Source organism: Amycolatopsis xylanica (assembly GCF_900107045.1).
Taxonomy (GTDB): Bacteria; Actinomycetota; Actinomycetes; order Mycobacteriales; family Pseudonocardiaceae; genus Amycolatopsis; species Amycolatopsis xylanica.
In genome coordinates this window covers 412,488-432,033 of sequence record NZ_FNON01000005.1, presented here as the reverse complement: position 1 = coordinate 432,033, position 19,546 = coordinate 412,488, and the positions used below count along the sequence as shown (strand labels likewise).

General features: G+C 69.3%; 21 protein-coding genes. 8 read left to right on the top strand and 13 right to left on the bottom strand.

Annotated elements, in window-relative coordinates:
• Positions 1–7 precede the first annotated feature (7 nt).
• Complete coding sequence (locus BLV57_RS24910; RefSeq protein WP_091292597.1) at positions 8–499, top strand: hypothetical protein; 492 nt, start codon at positions 8–10, stop codon at positions 497–499.
• 64 nt (positions 500–563) lie between these two features.
• Here BLV57_RS24910 and BLV57_RS24905 read toward each other — a convergent pair whose 3' ends face one another.
• Genes BLV57_RS24905 through BLV57_RS24875 form a run of 7 tightly spaced genes read right to left on the bottom strand, consistent with a single transcriptional unit; the run spans position 564 to position 6,884 of the window.
• Positions 564–971, bottom strand: coding sequence for a metal-sulfur cluster assembly factor (locus BLV57_RS24905; RefSeq protein WP_091292595.1), 408 nt, complete (start codon positions 969–971; stop codon positions 564–566).
• The gene (sufU, locus tag BLV57_RS24900; RefSeq protein ID WP_091292593.1) at positions 968–1,417 is read right to left on the bottom strand and encodes a Fe-S cluster assembly sulfur transfer protein SufU; all 450 of its coding nucleotides are present in this window, start codon (positions 1,415–1,417) and stop codon (positions 968–970) included. The genes BLV57_RS24905 and sufU overlap by 4 nt, the downstream gene beginning before the upstream one ends.
• Entirely contained in the window at positions 1,418–2,704 is a 1,287-nt protein-coding gene (locus BLV57_RS24895) for a cysteine desulfurase (RefSeq protein WP_091292592.1), read from the bottom strand. It lies immediately after the preceding gene.
• A 39-nt stretch (positions 2,705–2,743) separates the two neighbouring features.
• The gene (gene sufC / locus BLV57_RS24890; RefSeq protein ID WP_091292590.1) at positions 2,744–3,514 is read right to left on the bottom strand and encodes a Fe-S cluster assembly ATPase SufC; all 771 of its coding nucleotides are present in this window, start codon (positions 3,512–3,514) and stop codon (positions 2,744–2,746) included.
• Positions 3,515–3,550: 36 nt separating this feature from the next.
• A complete protein-coding gene (gene sufD, locus BLV57_RS24885) occupies positions 3,551–4,717 on the bottom strand; it encodes a Fe-S cluster assembly protein SufD (protein ID WP_091292588.1) in 1,167 nt (388 codons plus the stop codon).
• Positions 4,717–6,165 (bottom strand): Fe-S cluster assembly protein SufB, encoded by a 1,449-nt coding sequence (gene sufB, locus BLV57_RS24880; RefSeq protein WP_091292587.1) that lies wholly within the window; start codon positions 6,163–6,165, stop codon positions 4,717–4,719. The genes sufD and sufB overlap by 1 nt, the downstream gene beginning before the upstream one ends.
• Positions 6,162–6,884: a helix-turn-helix transcriptional regulator gene (locus BLV57_RS24875; protein ID WP_091293222.1), complete on the bottom strand. Its 723-nt coding sequence runs from the start codon at positions 6,882–6,884 to the stop codon at positions 6,162–6,164. The genes sufB and BLV57_RS24875 overlap by 4 nt, the downstream gene beginning before the upstream one ends.
• A gap of 122 nt (positions 6,885–7,006) precedes the next feature.
• Between BLV57_RS24875 and mptB the strand changes: the two genes are divergently transcribed.
• Genes mptB through BLV57_RS24860 form a run of 3 tightly spaced genes read left to right on the top strand, consistent with a single transcriptional unit; the run spans position 7,007 to position 10,347 of the window.
• A complete protein-coding gene (mptB, locus tag BLV57_RS24870) occupies positions 7,007–8,638 on the top strand; it encodes a polyprenol phosphomannose-dependent alpha 1,6 mannosyltransferase MptB (protein ID WP_425426032.1) in 1,632 nt (543 codons plus the stop codon).
• Between the two features lie 18 nt (positions 8,639–8,656).
• Entirely contained in the window at positions 8,657–9,577 is a 921-nt protein-coding gene (locus BLV57_RS24865) for an ABC transporter ATP-binding protein (RefSeq protein ID WP_091292585.1), read from the top strand.
• Positions 9,574–10,347: an ABC transporter permease gene (locus BLV57_RS24860; protein WP_091292583.1), complete on the top strand. Its 774-nt coding sequence runs from the start codon at positions 9,574–9,576 to the stop codon at positions 10,345–10,347. Before BLV57_RS24865 ends, BLV57_RS24860 begins: the two co-directional genes overlap by 4 nt.
• Here the strand turns inward: BLV57_RS24860 and BLV57_RS24855 are convergent.
• The gene (locus tag BLV57_RS24855) at positions 10,340–11,368 is read right to left on the bottom strand and encodes a hypothetical protein (RefSeq protein WP_245757503.1); all 1,029 of its coding nucleotides are present in this window, start codon (positions 11,366–11,368) and stop codon (positions 10,340–10,342) included. The genes BLV57_RS24860 and BLV57_RS24855 overlap by 8 nt on opposite strands.
• Before the next feature lie 90 nt (positions 11,369–11,458).
• Here BLV57_RS24855 and BLV57_RS24850 point away from each other — a divergent pair, with 90 nt between their 5' ends.
• Entirely contained in the window at positions 11,459–12,463 is a 1,005-nt protein-coding gene (locus BLV57_RS24850) for a COX15/CtaA family protein (RefSeq protein WP_091292581.1), read from the top strand.
• A 92-nt stretch (positions 12,464–12,555) separates the two neighbouring features.
• Positions 12,556–13,488: an acyl-CoA desaturase gene (locus BLV57_RS24845; RefSeq protein WP_091292580.1), complete on the top strand. Its 933-nt coding sequence runs from the start codon at positions 12,556–12,558 to the stop codon at positions 13,486–13,488.
• Here BLV57_RS24845 and BLV57_RS24840 read toward each other — a convergent pair.
• Both BLV57_RS24840 and BLV57_RS24835 read right to left on the bottom strand, forming a co-directional pair.
• Positions 13,475–14,056, bottom strand: coding sequence for a TetR/AcrR family transcriptional regulator (locus BLV57_RS24840; RefSeq protein WP_091292578.1), 582 nt, complete (start codon positions 14,054–14,056; stop codon positions 13,475–13,477). The two genes, BLV57_RS24845 and BLV57_RS24840, sit on opposite strands and share 14 nt — an antisense overlap.
• 64 nt (positions 14,057–14,120) lie before the next feature.
• Positions 14,121–14,435 carry a hypothetical protein gene (locus BLV57_RS24835; protein WP_091292576.1) on the bottom strand — a complete coding sequence of 105 codons (315 nt, stop codon included), beginning with the start codon at positions 14,433–14,435 and terminating at the stop codon, positions 14,121–14,123.
• 93 nt (positions 14,436–14,528) lie between these two features.
• Here BLV57_RS24835 and BLV57_RS24830 point away from each other — a divergent pair, with 93 nt between their 5' ends.
• Together BLV57_RS24830 and BLV57_RS24825 are read left to right on the top strand one after the other, a co-directional pair.
• Positions 14,529–15,500 carry a quinone oxidoreductase family protein gene (locus BLV57_RS24830; RefSeq protein WP_091292575.1) on the top strand — a complete coding sequence of 324 codons (972 nt, stop codon included), beginning with the start codon at positions 14,529–14,531 and terminating at the stop codon, positions 15,498–15,500.
• A complete protein-coding gene (locus tag BLV57_RS24825; protein WP_091292573.1) occupies positions 15,497–16,030 on the top strand; it encodes a GNAT family N-acetyltransferase in 534 nt (177 codons plus the stop codon). Before BLV57_RS24830 ends, BLV57_RS24825 begins: the two co-directional genes overlap by 4 nt.
• Before the next feature lie 3 nt (positions 16,031–16,033).
• Here BLV57_RS24825 and BLV57_RS24820 read toward each other — a convergent pair whose 3' ends face one another.
• Genes BLV57_RS24820 through BLV57_RS24810 form a run of 3 tightly spaced genes read right to left on the bottom strand, consistent with a single transcriptional unit; the run spans position 16,034 to position 19,523 of the window.
• Complete coding sequence (locus BLV57_RS24820) at positions 16,034–18,316, bottom strand: ABC transporter permease (protein ID WP_091292571.1); 2,283 nt, start codon at positions 18,314–18,316, stop codon at positions 16,034–16,036.
• Positions 18,313–19,002 (bottom strand): ABC transporter ATP-binding protein, encoded by a 690-nt coding sequence (locus tag BLV57_RS24815; protein WP_091292570.1) that lies wholly within the window; start codon positions 19,000–19,002, stop codon positions 18,313–18,315. The genes BLV57_RS24820 and BLV57_RS24815 overlap by 4 nt, the downstream gene beginning before the upstream one ends.
• Positions 18,999–19,523 (bottom strand): PadR family transcriptional regulator, encoded by a 525-nt coding sequence (locus BLV57_RS24810; RefSeq protein WP_091292568.1) that lies wholly within the window; start codon positions 19,521–19,523, stop codon positions 18,999–19,001. The genes BLV57_RS24815 and BLV57_RS24810 overlap by 4 nt, the downstream gene beginning before the upstream one ends.
• Positions 19,524–19,546: the final 23 nt, after the last annotated feature.

The following is a 19,546-nucleotide window of genomic DNA, read 5'->3' as shown; positions in this document are numbered from 1 at the left end:
GAAGACCATGGGGATCAAGACGAAACTCACCGCACTGCTGCTCGCGGGCATCGGCGCCGCGGCCGTCATCACGGGTGTGGCCTCCGCGGACACGACGGTCAAGAAATGCGACTGGACGGACATCGAGCTGTCCGCGAACGGCCCGGGCAGTCCCCACGACGGCATCAAGGGGTCCGGGCTGTTCTTCGCCACGGTCGCACCGATCTCGGAGTGCTCGATCACCGGTCACGTCTATGACGTGCGGCTGCTGAACGAGGACTGGGAGCCGATTCCCGCCATCGCGACTCGCGATACCTACTGGCCGACGGAGAAGATCATCGTCGACGGCCCCGGTGGCGCCGAGGTCGACCTGCACTGGACCGACGGCGACACGGTCCCGGCCTACTTGGAGATCCGCTTGGAGGGCGCCGAGGAGACGAACGCGGTGCGCTGGGAGGGCGGCGGTATCGACACGAGCAAGCCGCTCTTCCACGCCGCCATCCACGACCGGATGCAGTGACCGCGAAAATGAAGGGAGCCTTCATCCAGCCGGGCTGGATGAAGGCTCCCTTCATACGAAAAAGCTAAACCGTGAAGCCCAGGGCCCGCAGCTGCTCGCGCCCGTCCTCGGTGATCTTCTCCGGCCCCCACGGCGGCATCCAGACCCAGTTGATCCGGAAGTCGCTCACCAGGCCGCCGGAGCCGCCGCCGGTCAGCGCGGCCGCGGTCTGGTCCTCGATGACGTCGGTCAGCGGGCAGGCCGCCGAGGTCAGCGTCATGTCGATGGTCGCCGAGTTGTCCGGCTCGACGCGGATGTCGTAGATCAGGCCGAGGTCGACGACGTTGATACCCAGCTCGGGGTCGACGACGTCGCGCAACGCCTCTTCGACGTCTTCGAGCTTGGCCAGCTCGACCGCGGGCTCGACCTGGTCCGGCAGGTCGGCGGCGGTGCGCCCCTCGCGGTGTTCAGGAGTGGTCTCAGTCTCACTCATGCGGTTTCAACTCCACTGTCGGTTCGGGCTACCGCGTCCTTGAAGGCCATCCAGCCGAGCAGCGCGCACTTGACGCGCGCCGGGTACTTCGCGACGCCCGCGAAGGCGATGCCGTCTTCCAGCACGTCCTCGTCGGGCTCGACCTGTCCCCTGCCCTGCATCAGCTCGACGAACGCGTCCATGGTGGCGAACGCCTCTTCGACGGTGTGCCCGACGACGAGCTCGGTCAGCACCGAGGTCGAGGCCTGGCTGATGGAACAGCCCTGGCCGTCGTAGGACACGTCCGCGACCTTGCCGTCGTCGACCTTCACTCGCAGCGTCACCTCGTCGCCACAGGTCGGGTTGACCTGGAACGACTCGGCGTCGAACGGCTCGCGCAGGCCGCGGCCGTGCGGGTTCTTGTAGTGGTCCAGGATGATCTCCTGGTACATGCTCTCCAGGTTCACTTACGCCACCCCGAAAAAGCGCTGCGCCTCGCGAACACCCCGGACCAGGGCGTCCACTTCGGACAGTTCGTTGTAGACGTAGAACGAGGCGCGCACGGTGGACGCGACACCGCAGGCGCGGTGCAGCGGCCAGGCGCAGTGGTGCCCGACGCGCACGGCGATGCCGAGGCTGTCCAGCACCTGCCCGGAGTCGTGCGGGTGCACGCCGTCGATGACGAACGAGACCAGCCCGCCGCGGTCTTTCATGTCGGTCGGGCCGACGACCCGGACGCCGGGGATCTCGCCGAGCCCGGCGAGCGCGGCTTCGGTGAGCACGTGCTCGTGCGCGGCGACCCTTTCCATGCCCAGCACGGAAAGGTAGTCGACGGCCGCTCCGAGGCCGACCGCCTCGGAGGTCATCGGGGTGCCCGCCTCGAACCGCTGCGGCGGCGCGGCGAACGTGGTGCCCTCCATCCGGACCAGCTCGATCATCGAGCCACCGGTCAGGAACGGCGGCATGGCCTCGAGCAGCTCGCGGCGTCCATAAAGGACACCGATGCCGTACGGGGCCAGCATCTTGTGGCCTGCGAAGGCCGCGAAGTCGACGCCGAGCTCGTGGAAGTTCACCGGGAAGTGCGGCACCGACTGGCACGCGTCGAGCACGACGAGCGCGCCGACCTTGTGCGCGGCGTCGACCAAGACCCTGACCGGGTTGATCGTGCCGAGCACATTGGACTGGTGCGTGAACGCGACCACCTTCGTGCGCTCGGTGATCAGTTCGTCCAGGTTGGACAGATCGAGACGGCCGTCCGCGGTGACGCCGAACCACTTCAGGGTGGCGCCGGTGCGCTGGCACAACTGCTGCCACGGCACGAGGTTCGCGTGGTGCTCCATCTCGGTGATGACGATCTCGTCACCGGGGCCGACCACGAAACGCGAAGCCTCGGGGCCGGCGGTGGCGGCGTTGCTCATCGCGTACGCCACCAGGTTGATGCCTTCGGTGGCGTTCTTGGTGAACACCAGCTCGTCCGGGGAGGCGCCGACGAACTCGGCGGTACGGGCGCGGCCGTACTCGTAGGCGTCGGTGGCCTCTTCGGCGAGCTGGTGCGCACCGCGGTGCACGGCCGCGTTGGAGGTCTCCAGGAACCGGCGCTCGGCCTCGAGCACCTGCGTCGGTTTCTGGGAGGTCGCTCCGGAATCCAAGTACACCAAGGGTTTCCCGTCCCGCACCGTGCGGGACAGGATGGGGAAGTCGGCCCGGATGGCCGCTACGTCTAACGGCACAGAGTTAGCCGTGGTGGTGGTCATCGGGCCAACTCCTCTCGGTGTAGTAGTCGCGAAGAATGATCAGACAGCGGCGGGTTCGGCCTTGCCGGTGTACTTCACGTACCCGTTCTCCTCGAGCTCGTCGGCGAGCTCCTTGCCACCGGACTCGACGATGCGGCCGTCGGCGAAGACGTGCACGAAGTCGGGGGTGATGTGGCGCAGGATGCGGGTGTAGTGCGTGATCAGCATGACGCCGGCTTCGTTGTTCGCCTTGAACTCGTTGACGCCCTCGGAGACGACGCGCAGCGCGTCGACGTCCAGCCCGGAGTCGGTCTCGTCGAGGATGGCGATCTTCGGCTTGAGCAGCGCCAGCTGCAGGATCTCGTGGCGCTTCTTCTCGCCGCCGGAGAAGCCCTCGTTGACCGAGCGCTCGGCGAACTCCTGCGAGATCTCGAGCTTGTTCATCTCGTCCTTGACCTCCTTGACCCAGTGGCGCAGCTTGGGGGCCTCGCCACGGACCGCGGTGGCCGCGGTGCGGAGGAAGTTGGACATGGACACGCCCGGCACCTCGACGGGGTACTGCATGGCGAGGAAGACGCCCGCGCGGGCGCGCTCGTCGACGCTCATCTCGAGCACGTTCTCGCCGTCGAGGAGGACCTCGCCGGAGGTGACTTCGTACTTGGGGTGACCGGCGATGGCGTAGGACAAAGTGGACTTGCCGGAGCCGTTGGGGCCCATGATCGCGTGCGTCTCGCCCGACTTGATGGTCAGGTTGACACCCTTGAGGATCTCCTTGGGGCCCTCCTCGGTGGTGACCGAGGCGTGCAGGTCCTTGATTTCCAGCGTTGGCATATCTCTGTTTCCTAAAAGTCTGTTGTGGACTGACGCTCAGGCGCCAACGGCTTCGAGCTCGGCTTCGATCGCGGCCTCCAGGCGCTCGCGCACCTCGGGAACGTCGATCTTGACCAGGATCTCGTGGAAGAACCCGCGCACGACCAGCCGCCGCGCGGCCTCCTCGCCGATTCCGCGCGACTGAAGGTAGAACAACTGCTCGTCGTCAAACCTTCCCGTGGCGCTCGCGTGCCCGGCGCCTTCGATCTCACCGGTCTCGATCTCCAGGTTGGGGATCGAGTCGGCACGCGCGCCCGGCGTCAGCACCAGGTTGCGGTTGAGCTCGTAGGTGTCGGTCGCCTCGGCGGCCGCGCGGATCAGCACGTCGCCGACCCACACGGTGTGCGCGTCGTCGCCCTGCAGCGCGCCCTTGTACATCACGCGGGACCGGCAGTTCGGCACGGCGTGGTCGACGAAGAGGCGGTGCTCCTGGTGCTGGCCGGAGTCGGCGAAGTACAGCCCGAGCATCTCGACGTCGCCGCCGCGGTCGGCGAAGGTGGCGGTCGGCGAGACGCGGACCAGGTCACCGCCGAGCGTGATGACGATGTGCTTGAGCTTGGCGTCGCGGCCGAGCTTGAGGTGCTGCTCGGACACGTGCACCGCGTCGTCGGCCCAGTCCTGGACGCTGACCACGGTGATGTTCGCCGAGTCGCCGATGACGAACTCGACGTTGTCCGCGTAGGTGCCGGAGCCGACGTGGTCGAGCACGATGGTGGCCTTGGAGAAGGCCTCCGCCCGCACCTGCAGGTGCCCGTAGGCGACCTTGCCCTCGCCGGGGCCGTTGGTGCGCAGCACCGCGGGCTTGGCGGCGCTGGTCTCCTTCGGCACGGTCACGATGGTGGCCTTGGCGAACGCGGAGTACGCCTGCGCGGCGATCCGGTCGCTCGGCACACCGGCGACACCGAGCCGCGAGTCGTCACGGCCGACGGTCTCGACGACCAGCTCTTCGGCGGCCTCGATCTCGACGGTCGCTTCGCCGGAAGCGACCGCGGTGCCGTCGTGCAGGCCACGCAGCCGCTTCATCGGGGTGAAACGCCAGTTCTCCTCACGGCCACGCGGCGCCTCGAAGGCCTCCACGTCGTACGAGGTGAACCGCTCCGCGCGGGAGGCCGCCGGGATGACGGCCCCCTCACGCAGAGCTTCGGCAACGTTGTTCTCAGCCACTAGCCGACTGACCCTTCCATCTGAAGCTCGATCAGCCGGTTCAGCTCGAGCGCGTACTCCATCGGCAGCTCGCGCGCGATGGGCTCGACGAACCCGCGCACGATCATCGCCATGGCCTCGGCCTCGTCGAGACCGCGGGACATCAGGTAGAACAGCTGCTCTTCGCTGACCTTCGAGACCGTGGCCTCGTGGCCCATCGACACCTCGTCGTTGCGGATGTCCACGTACGGGTACGTGTCCGAGCGCGAGATGGTGTCGACCAGCAGCGCGTCACAGACGACGCTGGAGCGCGAGTGGTGCGCCCGCTTCGCGACCTTGACCAGGCCGCGGTACGAGGTGCGGCCACCGCCGCGCGCCACCGACTTCGACACGATGGTCGAGGAGGTGTGCGGCGCGAGGTGCTCCATCTTGGCGCCGGCGTCCTGGTGCTGGCCCTCGCCGGCGAACGCGACCGAGAGGACCTCGCCCTTGGCGTGCTCGCCCATGAGGAACACCGACGGGTACTTCATGGTCACCTTGGAGCCGATGTTGCCGTCGATCCACTCCATGGTCGCGCCCTCTTCGCACTTGGCGCGCTTGGTGACCAGGTTGTAGACGTTGTTCGACCAGTTCTGGATGGTCGTGTAGCGGCAGCGGGCGCCCTTCTTCACGATGATCTCCACGACCGCCGAGTGCAGCGAGTCGGACTGGTAGATCGGCGCGGTGCAGCCCTCGACGTAGTGCACGTAGGCGTCTTCGTCGACGATGATCAGGGTCCGCTCGAACTGGCCCATGTTCTCGGTGTTGATCCGGAAGTAGGCCTGCAGCGGGATGTCCACCTTGACGCCCTTGGGCACGTAGATGAACGAGCCGCCGGACCACACGGCCGTGTTCAGCGCGGAGAACTTGTTGTCACCGGCCGGGATCACGGAGCCGAAGTACTCCTGGAACAGCTCCGGCTGCTCCTTGAGCGCGGTGTCCGTGTCGAGGAAGAGCACGCCCTGCTTCTCGAGGTCCTCGCGGATCGAGTGGTAGACGACCTCGGACTCGTACTGGGCCGCGACGCCGGCGACGAGGCGCTGCTTCTCCGCCTCGGGGATGCCGAGCTTGTCGTAGGTGTTCTTGATGTCCTCGGGCAGGTCTTCCCAGGAGGTCGCCTGCTTCTCACTGGACCGCACGAAGTACTTGATGTTGTCGAAATCGATCCCGGAGAGGTCCGCACCCCAGTTGGGCATCGGCTTCAGGTCGAAGAGCTTGAGCGCCTTGAGTCGCGCTTCGCGCATCCACTCCGGCTCGGACTTCTTCTCGGAGATGTCGACGACGACATCCTCGTTGAGTCCGCGACGGGCGCTGGCGCCCGCCTCGTCGGAGTCGCTCCAGCCGAACGCGTACTTGCCAAGGGACTCGATGGTCTCTTCCTGGCTCAGCGGCGTCGTGGTGGGAGTGCGCTGCTCGGCAGCGGCAGTCATGCGGGTTTCCCTCCATCCGGGATCCGTGCTTCTTGTGCAATACCCGCCTTAGCGGCAGGTACGTGTGTGGTGCACACGTTGTCTCCGTGTGCGATGGTCGCCAGCCGCTGCACGTGCGTGCCGAGCAGCTTCGCGAAAGCCTCTGTCTCGGCTTCGCACAGCTGCGGGAACTCCGCGGCGACATGGGCGACCGGGCAATGGTGCTGGCAGAGCTGCTCGCCATGCCCGACCTCGCGGGTCGAGGCAGCGTAGCCCTCCTTGGTCAACGCGGCGGCAAGCGCCTCCGCGCGCTCGGTGGGCTCTTCGGCCCTGGTAATGGCCTCGCGGTGCGGCTCGACGAGCGCGGCGACGCGACTCTCGGCGAAGGCGCGGACGGCGTCCTCGCCTGCGTGCTCCGACAGGAACCGGATCGCGGAGACGGCGAGGTCGTCGTAGGCGTGACCGAAACGGGCGCGGCCCGACTCGGTGAGCAGGAAGAGCTTGGCCGGGCGGCCACGGCCGCGGGGGCCGCGGCGGGGCGCGTCCTTGGTCTCGGCCTGGCCGTCGGCCACCAGCGTGTCGAGGTGACGGCGCACGGCCGTGGGGCTGATGCCGAGGTGCTCGGCGACCACGACGGCGCTCATGGGACCCTGCTCGAGCAGCAACCTGGCGACTTCGTGCCGGGTGCGGCCCTCAGCACCGACCTGCGCGGGCACGGACGGGGACATGGCTGTTCCCATCTGCTCCTCGGCGCCGGTCTTTTTCACAACACAAGTGTGTCGTATTTCCGTTCGAAGAGCAAAGGCGGGGTGCTAACCCAGTGACCGGTATCACCGCGGGGGCGAGTCGATACCCTTCCGGCGTGGCAGTGCAGGACGAAACAGCCGAGACGGCGGCGGTGGCCGTGTCTGACCCCGTCACGCCCCCGCGCCCGCACGACACGGCTCCGCTGAACGCCGAGGAGACGCGCGCGCTCACGGTCGTGCGCAGGCTCGGCACGGTCGGCACGCTGTTCCTGGCGTTCGGCTCGCTCGGCGCGGGCGCGGCCCCGATCGCGAACCCGGTGATGGACATCCCGGTGCTGCGCCTGTTCGCGCGCATCCCGACGGTGTCGCTGGCGATCGCGTTCACCGGCGTCGGCCTGCTGGTCTTCGCGTGGGTGCTGCTCGGCCGGTTCGCGAAGCCGTCACGCGAACGGCTGGCCTCGCGCGGTCAGCTCTCCCGCACGCTGGCCATGTGGGTGGCGCCGCTGCTGTTCATCCCGCCGCTGTTCTCCCGCGACGTGTACTCGTATTTGGCACAAAGCGAGATCGTGCGGCGCGGCATGGACCCCTACGCGCTCGGCCCGGCCATCGCACTGGGCCAGGCGGACCCGTTCACCAACAATGTCTCCGGCATGTGGCAGCAGACGCCCGCGCCGTACGGACCGGTGTTCCTGCGGATCGGCGGCTGGCTCAACGAGCTGGCGGGCAACCACGTGGCGACCGGCGTGCTGCTGCAGCGCGCGCTGGAGCTGGTCGGCCTGGCGCTGATCGTGTGGGCGCTGCCGCGGCTGGCGACCCGGTTCGGCGTGCAGCCGGCGACCGCGATGTGGCTCGGCGCGCTGAACCCGCTGGTGATCTTCCACCTGGTCGCGGGCACGCACAACGAGGCACTGGGCATCGGGCTGATGATGGCCGGGCTGGAGATCGGCATCCGCAGGCTGCCGGTCCGGGTCAAGGGCGACATCCCGCCGCCGCTGGCCAAGGGCGAGCTGCTGTTCATCGTGCTCGGCGCGGCGGTGATCACCCTCGGCGCGATGGTCAAGATCAACGCGTTCCTCGGCCTGCCGTTCTTCGGCGTGATGATCGCGCGGCGCTGGCACGGCAAGATCGCCGACCTGCTGCGCGCGGCCGCGCTGATGCTGGCGGTGTTCGCCGTGGTCACGGTGGCGCTGTGCCTGGGCAGCGGGCTCGGCTTCGGCTGGATCGGCGCGCTCGGCACGCCGGGCATCGTGCGGTCGTGGATCTCGCCGGTCAACGAGCTGGCGAGCCTGTCCGGTGTACTGGGCATCACGCTGGGGCTCGGCAACCACACGGACTCGCTGGTCTCGATCATCGGGCTGATCGGGTACGCGGTCGCGGCGGCGATCACCGTCAAGTTCCTCTGGGACAGCTTCCGCTGGCGCTACCGGCCGATCATCGGGCTCGGCGTGTCCATGGGCGCGTTCATGATGCTGCACATCGCGATGCAGCCGTGGTGGCTGCTGTGGGCGGTGATCCCGCTGGCCGCGGCCGCCGGGACCTCGCGGTTCCGGCACGCGGCGATGGTGGTCAGCGTGGTGCTGCCGTTCCTGACGCCGACCACCGGGAGCACGTTCACCGGGCGGACGTACGTGGTGCCGTTCGCGTACCTGGCCGGGATCGTCGTGATCATCCTGGCGGCGCTGCTCGTGCGGCACCTGGCGCCGATGCTGTTCAAGCGGTCCGCCCCGGAAACGCCGGTGGCGGCCTAAGCCGTATCGTTGCCTGTCGTGAGCACCCCCGCCGTCGAGATCACCGGGCTGGTGAAGCGATACGGATCCACCACCGCCGTCGACGGTCTCGACCTGCGGATGGAGCGTGGACGGCTGCTGGCGTTGCTCGGTCCCAACGGGGCGGGCAAGACCACGACCGTCGAGATCTGCGAAGGCTTCTTAAAGGCTGACAAGGGCGAAGTGCGTGTGCTCGGCCTCGACCCGGTGCGCGAAGGCGCTTCGCTGCGCCCGCGGATCGGCGTCATGCCGCAGGGCGGTGGCGCTTATCCCGGCGTGCGCGCTTCGGAAATGCTGTCGCTCGTCGCGGCCTGCGCGGCTTCGCCGCTGGATCCGGCTTGGCTGCTTGACGTGCTCGGGCTTTCTTCAGTGCGGCGGACGCCGTTTAAGCGCTTGTCAGGCGGGCAACAGCAGCGGCTTTCGCTGGCGTGCGCCATCGTCGGCAGGCCTGAGCTGGTGTTCCTCGACGAGCCGACCGCGGGCATGGACCCCGCCGCGCGGCGCGTGGTCTGGGACCTGCTCGGCGCGCTGCGCGCGGACGGCGTGAGCGTGCTGCTGACCACCCACCTGATGGAAGAGGCCGAGGCGCTGGCGGACGACGTGGTGATCGTCGACCACGGCCGCGTCATCGCGTCCGGCTCGCCGGCCGACCTGACGTCCGAAGAGACCGGCCAACTGCGCTTCAAGGCCAGGTCACGGCTGGACACCGAGCTGCTCGCGGCCGCGCTGCCGGAGGGGTACCTGGTGCGCGAGCTGTCACCGGGCTCGTACGAGATCGAAGGCCACGTCAGCCCCCAGGTCGTGTCGGCCGTGACGGCCTGGTGCGCGCAGCAGGGCGTGCTGGCGGAGGAGCTCCACGTCGGCAGGCGCGGGCTCGAAGAGGTCTTCCTGGAGCTGACCGGACGGGAACTGCGCTCATGACGGTCTTCGAGCCGGGAACGTTCAAGCCGGCGCCGGGCCGCGGCCGCCTCGGCCGCATGCTCCTCGCGCACGCCCGCGTCGAAGCGAGCCTGACGCTACGCCACGGCGAGCAGATCCTGCTCACTTTGCTGATCCCGCTGGCACTTCTGCTTGGCCTGTCCCTGCTGAACATCCTGCCCGCCGAGGACGGACTGTCCCGTGTGGACTCGGTGACGCCGCGGATCTTGGCGCTGGCGGTGATGTCGTCCGCGTTCACGGGCCAGGCGATCGCACTCGGCTTCGACCGGCGTTACGGGGTTTTGAAGCGTCTCTCGGCGACCGCGTTGCCTCGGTGGCTTCTGGTCGCGGGACGTCTTGTCGCGGCTCTGGTCGTGGTGGCGCTGCAGGCTCTGGTTCTCGGCGTCGTCGCGGCTTTCCTGGGCTGGTCGCCGTCCGGTGTGGCCGGTGCGGTGGTGTTCCTGGTCTTGGGAACGCTGAGCTTCGGAGCGCTGGGCGTTCTGCTCGGCGGGGCTTTGCGCGCCGAGGCGGTGCTCGCGCTGGCGAACATCGTCTGGTTCGTGCTGCTGCTGGCGGGCGGCATCCTGCTCGCGCCCGCGTCGCTGCCGTCCGGGGTGGCCGCCGTCGTGGAGCTCATCCCGTCCGGCGCACTCGCCCAAGGCCTACACGCGGCCACGGTCGACGGAACCTTCGCGTGGCAACCCGCGCTCGTGCTCACCCTCTGGGCCGCGGCCGCCGCCGCCCTCGCCAGCAAAACCACCCGCCTCACGTAGTGGGGGTCGTGAGCGTTGCCGACGGTTCTAACCGTCGGCAACACTCACGAGCCCCTGGAATCGGTCGCCAGCCGAACCTGGCCAACACCTCGGTCACTTCGCGCGCCACCCCGCATGGGTCGCCGTGCACGTCGTGCCAGCCATAGACGAGCCGCGACCGTCCAGCCAGTTCCGCGGCATTGTCACGGCGTCGGTCGCGGAAAGCCACGCCCGCCATGCTGTGAGTGGCTCTGCCGTCGAGGCGCACCGTGAGCGGAGCACCGGCACCGTCATAGGTGACGTCCTCCCAAAGCGTCTTGCCGTCCACCACGAACGGCGTCTGCCGGTCACCCGCCGGGAGATCATGAGCTGCCTCCACCCGCTCTTGGTATTCGACTTCCAGCGCCGACATCAGGCCTCGCCGGACGAGATCCAAACCTTGAGCGATCGCTGAGCGATAGCGCCGTGGTGGACGGCATTCCACGCATGCGAGCATTTCCGGCACCGAAACGGCGTGGCGGCTCACCATGTCGACGACGAGATACAACGCCGCCTGCGGCGTCTCAGCCGCCACAGCGAGATCGACGATGGTGTCGGTTCGCCGCGTTCGTGGCGGATTCGTCGCCAACGTGATGTGGCGCAACGCACGCGACCGATGCACTGTGACGAGTGGCGGCTGCGAAGTCGCGGAACTGGTGTACGGCACGGTGATTTCCACCGGTCCGTCCTTGATCCGCGCCATCCCCCATTCCTCGGCGGCAGTGCTGTGACTGAGCGTTGAGTGAGCTCCGCCATACAAAATCGCGGCGAACATTTTCGCCGACTGGCCGGGCTCTCCGGTGAAGGTCGCATAAGTGCGCGGAAGTATCCGCTGCCAGCGGCCGGCCTCGACGTTCGCCTTGATGTCGTGATGACTGTGGCCGTAGCTTCGCAACTGCGCGAGCGAAACGACACCATGCTGTTCTCGCAGCAAAGATTGCCAGCCACCGAGCTGGTCGGGTGGGATTCTGGTCGGCTCGGACCAGCGTTGATTCGAAGGCACTCACCCAGCTTGCGGCTCTGGGCGGCCACCGGAACCGCCCTCGCGAAATCTGTGGATGGATGAAGTCGATGTGGATAACTGTCGTGAGTGATGCCGCCGGTTAGAACCGCCCGCAACGCTCACGAGTATTATTCGCGCGTGCTCCGGAACCTTGTCGCTCGCTTGCCCCTTCCTTCGCGGCGCGTGCAGCGCGCGGTGGCCATCGCGGCCGTGGTGGCGCAAGGGGGGATCGGGGTCACCGGGTCGGTCGTGCGGGTCACCGGGTCGGGGCTCGGGTGCCCGACGTGGCCGCAGTGCGTCGGCGGGAGCATCGTGCCCGAGGCGCATCCCGAGTACGCCGCGCTGAACCAGTGGATCGAGTTCAGCAACCGGATGCTGACCGGGGTCGTCATCCTGGTCGCCGCGCTGTGCGTGATCACCGCGTGGCGGGTGCAGATCGACCAGCCGCGGCGGACACGTCTCGTCAAGCTCGCGTGGGCGATGCCGGGCGGGGTCGTGCTGCAGGCCGTCGTCGGCGGCATGACCGTGCTCGCGAAGCTCGAGTGGTGGACGGTCGCGATCCACTTCTTGGTCTCCACTCCCCTGGTTTGGATGGCCGTCCTGCTCTTGCACGCCTTCAACGAGGGTGACGAGGAACCGCGCTGGCTCGCGCCGAAGGCGACGCTCACCGCGCTGGTCGTCACGATGTGGGCCGTGCTCGTCGCGGGCACGACCGTCACCGGGGCGGGACCGCACGGCGGCGGGCCCGACACGCACCGGCTCGACGCGCCGATCCAGACGCTGGTCCAGGTGCACGGCGGGCTGCTCGTGGCCTACCTGATCGTCCTGGCCGTCTTCGGCATGCAGCTGATGCGCCAGGACACGCCCAAGACGCTCTGGCAGCGCTACGTACTCGTTTGGGTGATCGCGGTCGCGCAGGGCGGGCTCGGGTCGCTGCAGTACGCGCTCGGGGTGCCCGAGGCGCTCGTGTCGTTCCATGTGCTGGGCTCGGCGCTGGTCATCATCGCGACCGCCGCGCTGTGGTGCGCCGCGCGGGACCGGGGGCCGGTCACGGTGAATACGCCTGCCGCACCCGAGGTCGCCACCATTCCGTAACTCGGTCGGCCGGCGGGACAGTTTAGGCTGCCCTTGCCCCGGGTGTTTCATACTGAACACCCGATTCCCCCGCCTGACCCCGAGGTGCACCTATGACAGCCGTGCCCGCGTCCGATCCCAAGCCACTAGTGCAGGGACAGCGTTCGACGCTCGAGATGATCGTGCTGAAGGCGTTCCTGCTGATCCCGTTCGCCGCGCTGGTCGCGGCCGTGCCGATCATGTGGGGCTGGGGGCTCGGCTGGGTCGACCTGGCGCTGGCCGCGGTGTTCTACACGCTCGGGACGCTGGGCGTGACCGTCGGCTACCACCGCTACTTCACCCACGGCGCGTTCAAGGCGGGACGGCCGTTGCGGGTGGCGCTGGCCGTCGCGGGCGGGATGGCCGTGCAGGGGTCGGTGATCTTCTGGGTGGCCAGCCACCGGCGTCACCACGCGTTCGCCGACCGCGAGGGCGACCCGCACTCGCCGTGGCTGTTCGGCACGTCCGCTTCGGCGCTTATCAAGGGCTTCTGGCACTCGCACATGGGCTGGATGTTCAAGCGCGAGGTGACGAACTATGAGCGTTTCGCGCCGGATCTGCTGGCCGACGATGACCTCAAGGTCGTCAACCGCTACTTCTGGCTGTGGACCACGCTGAGCCTGGCGCTGCCCGCACTGCTCGGCGGCCTGCTGACCTGGTCGCTGTGGGGTGTGGTGACCGCGTTCTTCTGGGCGGGACTGGTGCGCATCGCGTTCCTGCACCACGTGACCTGGTCGGTCAACTCGATCTGTCACCTGTTCGGCGAGCGCCCGTTCGCCAGCCGCGACAAGGCGGCGAACTTCTGGCCGCTGGCGATCCTGTCGATGGGCGAGTCGTGGCACAACTCCCACCACGCCGACCCGACCTGCGCCCGCCACGGCGTGCTGCGCGGTCAGATCGACGTGTCCGCGCGGGTGATCTGGATGTTCGAGAAGCTCGGGTGGGCGAGCAATGTGCGCTGGCCCAAGCCCGAGCGTCTCGCGGCGAAGCGGGTCACGGCGAGCTAGCGGGGAATCGCCGGTCCAGATAGGTCTCGAGCGCTTTTTCGAGCGCCCGTTTGCCGGTCTCGCCCGGCGCGCTGACCGCGCCGAGGCCGAGGCCGTCGACCATGCCGAGCACGAGCAGCGCGTCGGTCTCCGGATCGGGCGCGCCCGCGTCGGAGAAGATCTTGGTGAAGCCGCCACGGATCTGTTTCAGCGTCTCGGCCTGGACTTCGGCGAGCGCGGGCGAGGTCGCCGCGCGGGCCGAGAACGCCAGGTAGACGGTCGCCTCGGCACGGCGGACGTCATCCAGCGGCAGCAGCTCGCGCAGGATCCTGGAGAGCCGGACCCGCACGTCGGGTTCGGGCTCGACGGCCGTCACCCGTTCCATCGTCCGATCGACGATGCGGGTGAAGGCGAACGACAGCATTTCGTCCTTGGTGGAGAAATAGTGCTGCACGGTGCCGATGGCGACGCCAGCCTCGTTGGCCACCTCGCGGACACTCGCCTGTTCGAGGCCGCGGGTGGAGGCGATGCGGATGACGGCATCGGCCAGCGCGGTGCGCCGGTCTCCGAACGTTGACATCTCAGCCATGAGCGGAACGTACACTCGTATGGGTGACTTATACAAGCGTACGGGCCAGCTTGTTACACGGTGTTCAACGCTTGGCCCTCGGCCCGGCCATTTTGCGGCGGTGAGCTGCGCCGATCCGGGTGGCGTTGATGGTGGCGGCGTCCCACTCAGCGGGCTCCAGGTCCTGGACCGCCTCGACGAGCGCCTCACCGGTCGCGACGGCCGGGACGATCACGTCGCCCATCGCGCCGTCGGCGCCGACGAGCACGACGCGCGCGCCCGCGTTGCCGATGTTCTCCACCACGGCCTTGGACGGCTTCCCGTGCTGCGCCACGAAATCGCGGGCGGCCGCGAGCTGGCGGGCGGTCGGGGCGATGGTCTTTTCGGTTTCTTCAGCCACGGGCGGAGCTTAACGTCCCAGTAGGCGGACCGCGGAACATGACGACTAGCTTCACAGTTACTTCTGGAAAACGAGTGCTCACGAGGAGGACGCATGCCCACAGCGATCCAGGTACGCCAGACCGGCGGCCCGGAGGTACTCGAAGTCGCCGAGGTCGAGATCGGCGCACCCGGTCCGCGCGAGATCCTGGTCGACGTGGCCGCGGCGGGCGTCAACTACATCGACACCTACCACCGCGCGGGCATCTACCCGATCCCGACGCCGTTCGGGCTGGGCCTGGAGGGCGCGGGCACGGTCAGCGCCGTCGGTGCCGAGGTGACCGAGTTCGCGCCGGGCGACCAGGTCGCCTGGCAGGGCACGTTCGGCAGCTACGCGCAGCAGGTGCTGGTCTCCGCCGACGTCGCGGTCAAGGTGCCGGACGGCGTCTCGCTGGACGTCGCCGCCGCGACGCTGCTGCAGGGCATCACCGCGCACTATCTCGTCCGCTCGACCTACGAGGTGAAGGTCGGCGACTCGGTACTCGTGCACGCGGCCGCCGGCGGTGTCGGGCTGCTGCTCACCCAGCTCGCGAAGGCGCAGGGCGCACGCGTGATCGGCACGGTTTCGACCGAGGAGAAGGAAAAACTGGCCCGCGAGGCGGGCGCGGACGAGGTGATCCGCTACGACCAGGTCGATTTCGCCGAAGAGGTCAAGAAACTGACCGGCGGCGAAGGTGTGCACGTCGTGTACGACGGGGTCGGCAAGTCCACTGTGGACGGAAGCCTGGCCAGCCTGCGCGTGCGCGGCTACTTCGTCTTGTTCGGCGCCGCGAGCGGTCCCGTTCCGCCGCTCGACCCGCAGCGCCTCAACGCGGGCGGCTCGCTCTACCTGACCAGGCCGACGTCGGCGCACTACACCCGCACCCGCGAGGAACTCGACTGGCGCGCGTCCGAGCTGTTCTCGGCCATCCAGGACGGTTCGCTCTCGATCCGGATCGGCGGCCGCTACCCGCTCACCGAAGCCGCCCGCGCGCACGAAGACCTCCAGGGCCGTCGCACCACTGGCAAGCTCCTGCTGATCCCGTGAAGGTTCCCGACGAGGTCAGGCTGAGCGGCGAGAACCTGGTCCTGCGCGAGTGGACCGAAGCCGACCTGCCCACGATGGTCACGTTGTTCGACGACCCGGCCGTCGCCCGCTTCACGCCGCTGGCGTCCCCGTTCGACGACCAGGCGGCCGTGGCGTACCTGGCCAAGGCACGCCGCGGCCGCGCCGAGGGCAAGCGGCTGCACCTGGCGATCACCGAAGACGGCGGGACGGCGCTCGGTGAGGTGCTGATGTTCCACGGCAAGGACGGCGACGCGCCGGGCCTGGAACTCGGCTACTCGGTCGGATCCGCCTACCGAGGGCGCAAACTCGCCGCGCGGGCGCTGCGCGTGCTGACCGCGTACGCCAGGGAACTCGGCTTCGACGACCTGGAGCTGACCATCGAAGAGACGAACGCGGGCAGCCAGGGAGTCGCTCGCGCGGCGGGCTATCACCTCACGGACAGCCCGCCGGAGCGAGTGGTCGAGAAAGGCCGGGAAGCCACCCTGTACCGCTGGGCGCACCGGGCTTAGCGGCTACTCGGTCCGCACCGACGCCAGGCGGGCCGCGCCGCGCAGCGACGGCAGGGTCACCGCCGTCACCAGCAGCACGAGCGCGGCCGCCGAGGCGCTGAGCACGCCGACCGCGAGCCAGTCCACGGTGAACGCCGCGCCGGTCAGCCTGGCGCCGAGCGCGGACAGGCCGAGCCCGGTCGCGACCGCGATGACGATGCCCAGCGCGAGCGGGATCGCGTTCTGCCACACCATCGACCGGGCCAGCACCCGCACCGGGACCCCGGTCGCGGCGAGCATCCCGATGGTGCGGCTGCGTTCGCGCACCTGCTCCAGCCCGAGCACCAGCAGGCTCACCCCGGCCAGCAGCAACGTGAACACCGCCGCGGCCAGCAGACCGGCGCGGATCGCGAGATACGCCTGCTGCGTCGGGGAAAGCTGACGGAGCGGCGTCGGCAGATAGAGCGAGGTGTGCCAGGTGAACGGCGCGAGCGCGTTGCGCGCGTGCTCGGCGAAATCCGGATCGTCCGAGGTCACCCGCACGGTCGCCGATCCCCAGACCTGGCTCAGGTCCAGCCCGGTCATGGCGCCGGGTGTCGCCATCACGGACGAGTAGGACCCCTGACGGGTCGACGGCACCATGGCGGGCACCGTCCAGGTACCCGCCTCGCGCTCCTGCTCGTCGAAGTACGTGGCCACATAGGACTGTCCAGAGTGGATCGTCGAACCGGCACTCCGGTCTTGGTAGACGGCGCCGTCCACGCAGTCCTCGATCCCGGCCACCGCGCGCCAGGTGGCGCAGTCGGCGATGCTGACCGATTCCATCCGGCCCGGATCCGCGCCGCGCAGGTGCACCTGGCGGATGAGATACGGCGTGGCGAGTCCCGGCAGCTTCGCGAGCGCGGCCACCGCCGCCGGGCCCGCCTGCGCGTCGGCGTTCAGCGAGAGGTCGGTGGTGGTCCTCGCGGGCGGCGGGCCCGGGTCGAGTGCCTGGGCCTGCCCGGTCAGCAGCGACTGCAGCGCGATCGCACCGGCGAGCACCACCGCGAGACCGGCGACGACCCGCGCCGGGGTCCCGCTGTCGAGCTGCAGGCGCCGCACCGCGAGCTGCAGCGGCGGCCGTCCGCCGTGGAACCGGGCGACCGCGCGTTCCAGCAGCCACGGCAGGATCGCGGGCACGCCGATGAGCAGGCAGGCCACACCCGTGGCGACGGCGACCGTGACCAGCTTCGAGCCGTCCCGCAAAGACAACGTGGCCAGCGGCAGCACGCCCAGCACGATCGGGAGCAGCCGCCACCACAGCCTGCGCCGCACCGGCTTCGCGCGCCGGACGACACCGAGCGGCTCGATCGCCGTGCCCCGCAACGCGGCGAGCGCGCTCAGCACGGACAACGCGGGCACCGCCAGCACGACCACGGCCACCAGCGGCCACGGCGGCGCGATGTCGGCGGCGAACAGGCTCCCGTCGCGGACGCGCACGGACGGCGTGAGCTGCCGCAGCGCCAGGAACGCGCCGGTGCCGAGCGCCAGTCCGCAGGCCGCGGTCACCAGCGACTCGGCGGCGGCGATCCGGCGCACCTGCGGCAGATCCGAGCCAGCCAGCCGGAGCGCGGCGAGCCGCTGGTCCCGCTCGGCGCCCGCCACCCGCGCGGACGTCGCCACGAAGACGAACACCGGCGCGAGCAGGGAGACGATCCCGATCAGCAGCAACGTGAGCAGGCCGGGGTCGAGCCCGTCCCGCGGCGACGGGGAACCGAAGGCGTACACCGGTTTCCCGATCAGCGACGCGTCGGCGCCGACGTACGCGCGCAGGTCGTCCGGGTTGACCAGGCCGGGAACACCGATGGTCCCGATCTCCGGCCCGGCGAACCTCGGCCGCAGCAGCGAGCCGTCTTCGGAGCGCAGCAAATCGGCGAGCGCCGGGGAAAGGACCATCTCCCCCGGTGCCGGGATCCGGTCCAAGCCCGGCGGCGTCGGCGAGGTCGGCCCGCCGGGATGGACATAGCGGACCGAGATCCGCTGGCCCCGGAAGGAAGTGCTCCCGTCGTGCAGCGTGAGCGGCGCGACGCCCGCGATCGGCGTGCTTTCCGGCACCCCGGCGAGTTTTCTGGCCTCACGCCCGGAAATCGCGTGGTCGGCCGAGGCCGCGAAGAGCAGCACGGTGACCGCGATGCCGATGCCGATCGTGCCGAGCAGCAGCCGGGTGATCCCGGTACCGGAGGTCCGGCCGCCCCCGACGGCCAGCCGGAACCCCAGTGCCAGGTCGCCGGCCCACCGGCCGAGGCGATGGCGGGGCAGCGCGGTCATCGGGCCGCTCCCGCGAGCCCGATCGGCCGCGATTTCCCGTCCCGCACCACGATTTCCCGGTCGGAGTAGGCGGCCACCCGCGCTTCGTGGGTGACCAGCAGCACGGCCGCGCCGGTCTGCTTCGCCGCGTCGACCAGCAGGCGCATCACCCGCTCGCCGTTGAGCGAGTCCAGCGCGCCGGTCGGCTCGTCGGCGAACACCACCTTCGGCCCGGTCACGAGCGCCCGCGCGACCGCGGCGCGCTGCCCCTGCCCGCCGGACACCTCACCGGGCCGCTTGGCCGCGATGTCCCCGACTTCGAGCTTGTCCAGCCACTCGCGGGCGAGGTCCTCGGCAGGCCGCCGCTTGACCCCGTCGAGCCGCAGCGGCAGCGCGACGTTCTCCAGGCAGGTCAGCTCGGGAACGAGCTGCCCGAACTGGAAGACGAAGCCGAACTCGGTGCGCCGCAACGCACTGCGCTCGCGATCCCCCATCGCCGAGAGCAGCTCGCCCGCGTACCGGACCTCGCCCTCGTCCGGCTGGATGATGCCGGCGAGACAGTGCAGCAGCGTCGACTTCCCGGATCCGGACGGCCCCATCACGGCGACCACCTCGCCCGCGCGCAGGTCCATCCCGGCGCCGTCGAGCGCCTTGGTCTGCCCGAACGACTTGTGCAGGCCGATGCCGGCCAGTAGCGCCTCGGTCATGACTTCAACCGTCCCGCCAGCTCGGTCAGCCTGGCCGCGGTCAGCTCCAGCCAGCGCAGGTCGGCCTCGAGGTGGAACAGCGCGTGGTCGCAGATGAGCTGATCGGCCAGATCACCGTCGGCCTTGCGGGCGGTCAGCTCCCGCATCGCGCGCAGGTGCGCGCCGCGCTGCGCGTCGAGCACGTCGGTGGCGCTTCGGTCGGACATCAGCGCGAGAACGACCTTGGTGTACAAGGTGTTCTGCAGGTAGAGCGACGGGTTCTCCGGGGTGCTCAGCCAGTCCTCGACGTTGGTCACGCCCGCGTCGGTGATGGCGTACCGCTTGCGGTCGGGGCCGTCGCCCGGCTCGATCCCCTTCTCCTCGACGAGCCCGTTGCGCAGCAGCCGGGACAGCGTCGAATAGACCTGCCCGTAGTGCAGCGGGCGGTCCTGCTGGAAGCGCTCGTCGTAGAGCCGCTTGAGGTCGTAGCCGTATTTCGGCCCGCTTTCGAGCAGGCCGAGCAACGTGTTGGTGATCGACATGCCACCAGAGTACACGGGGTGTA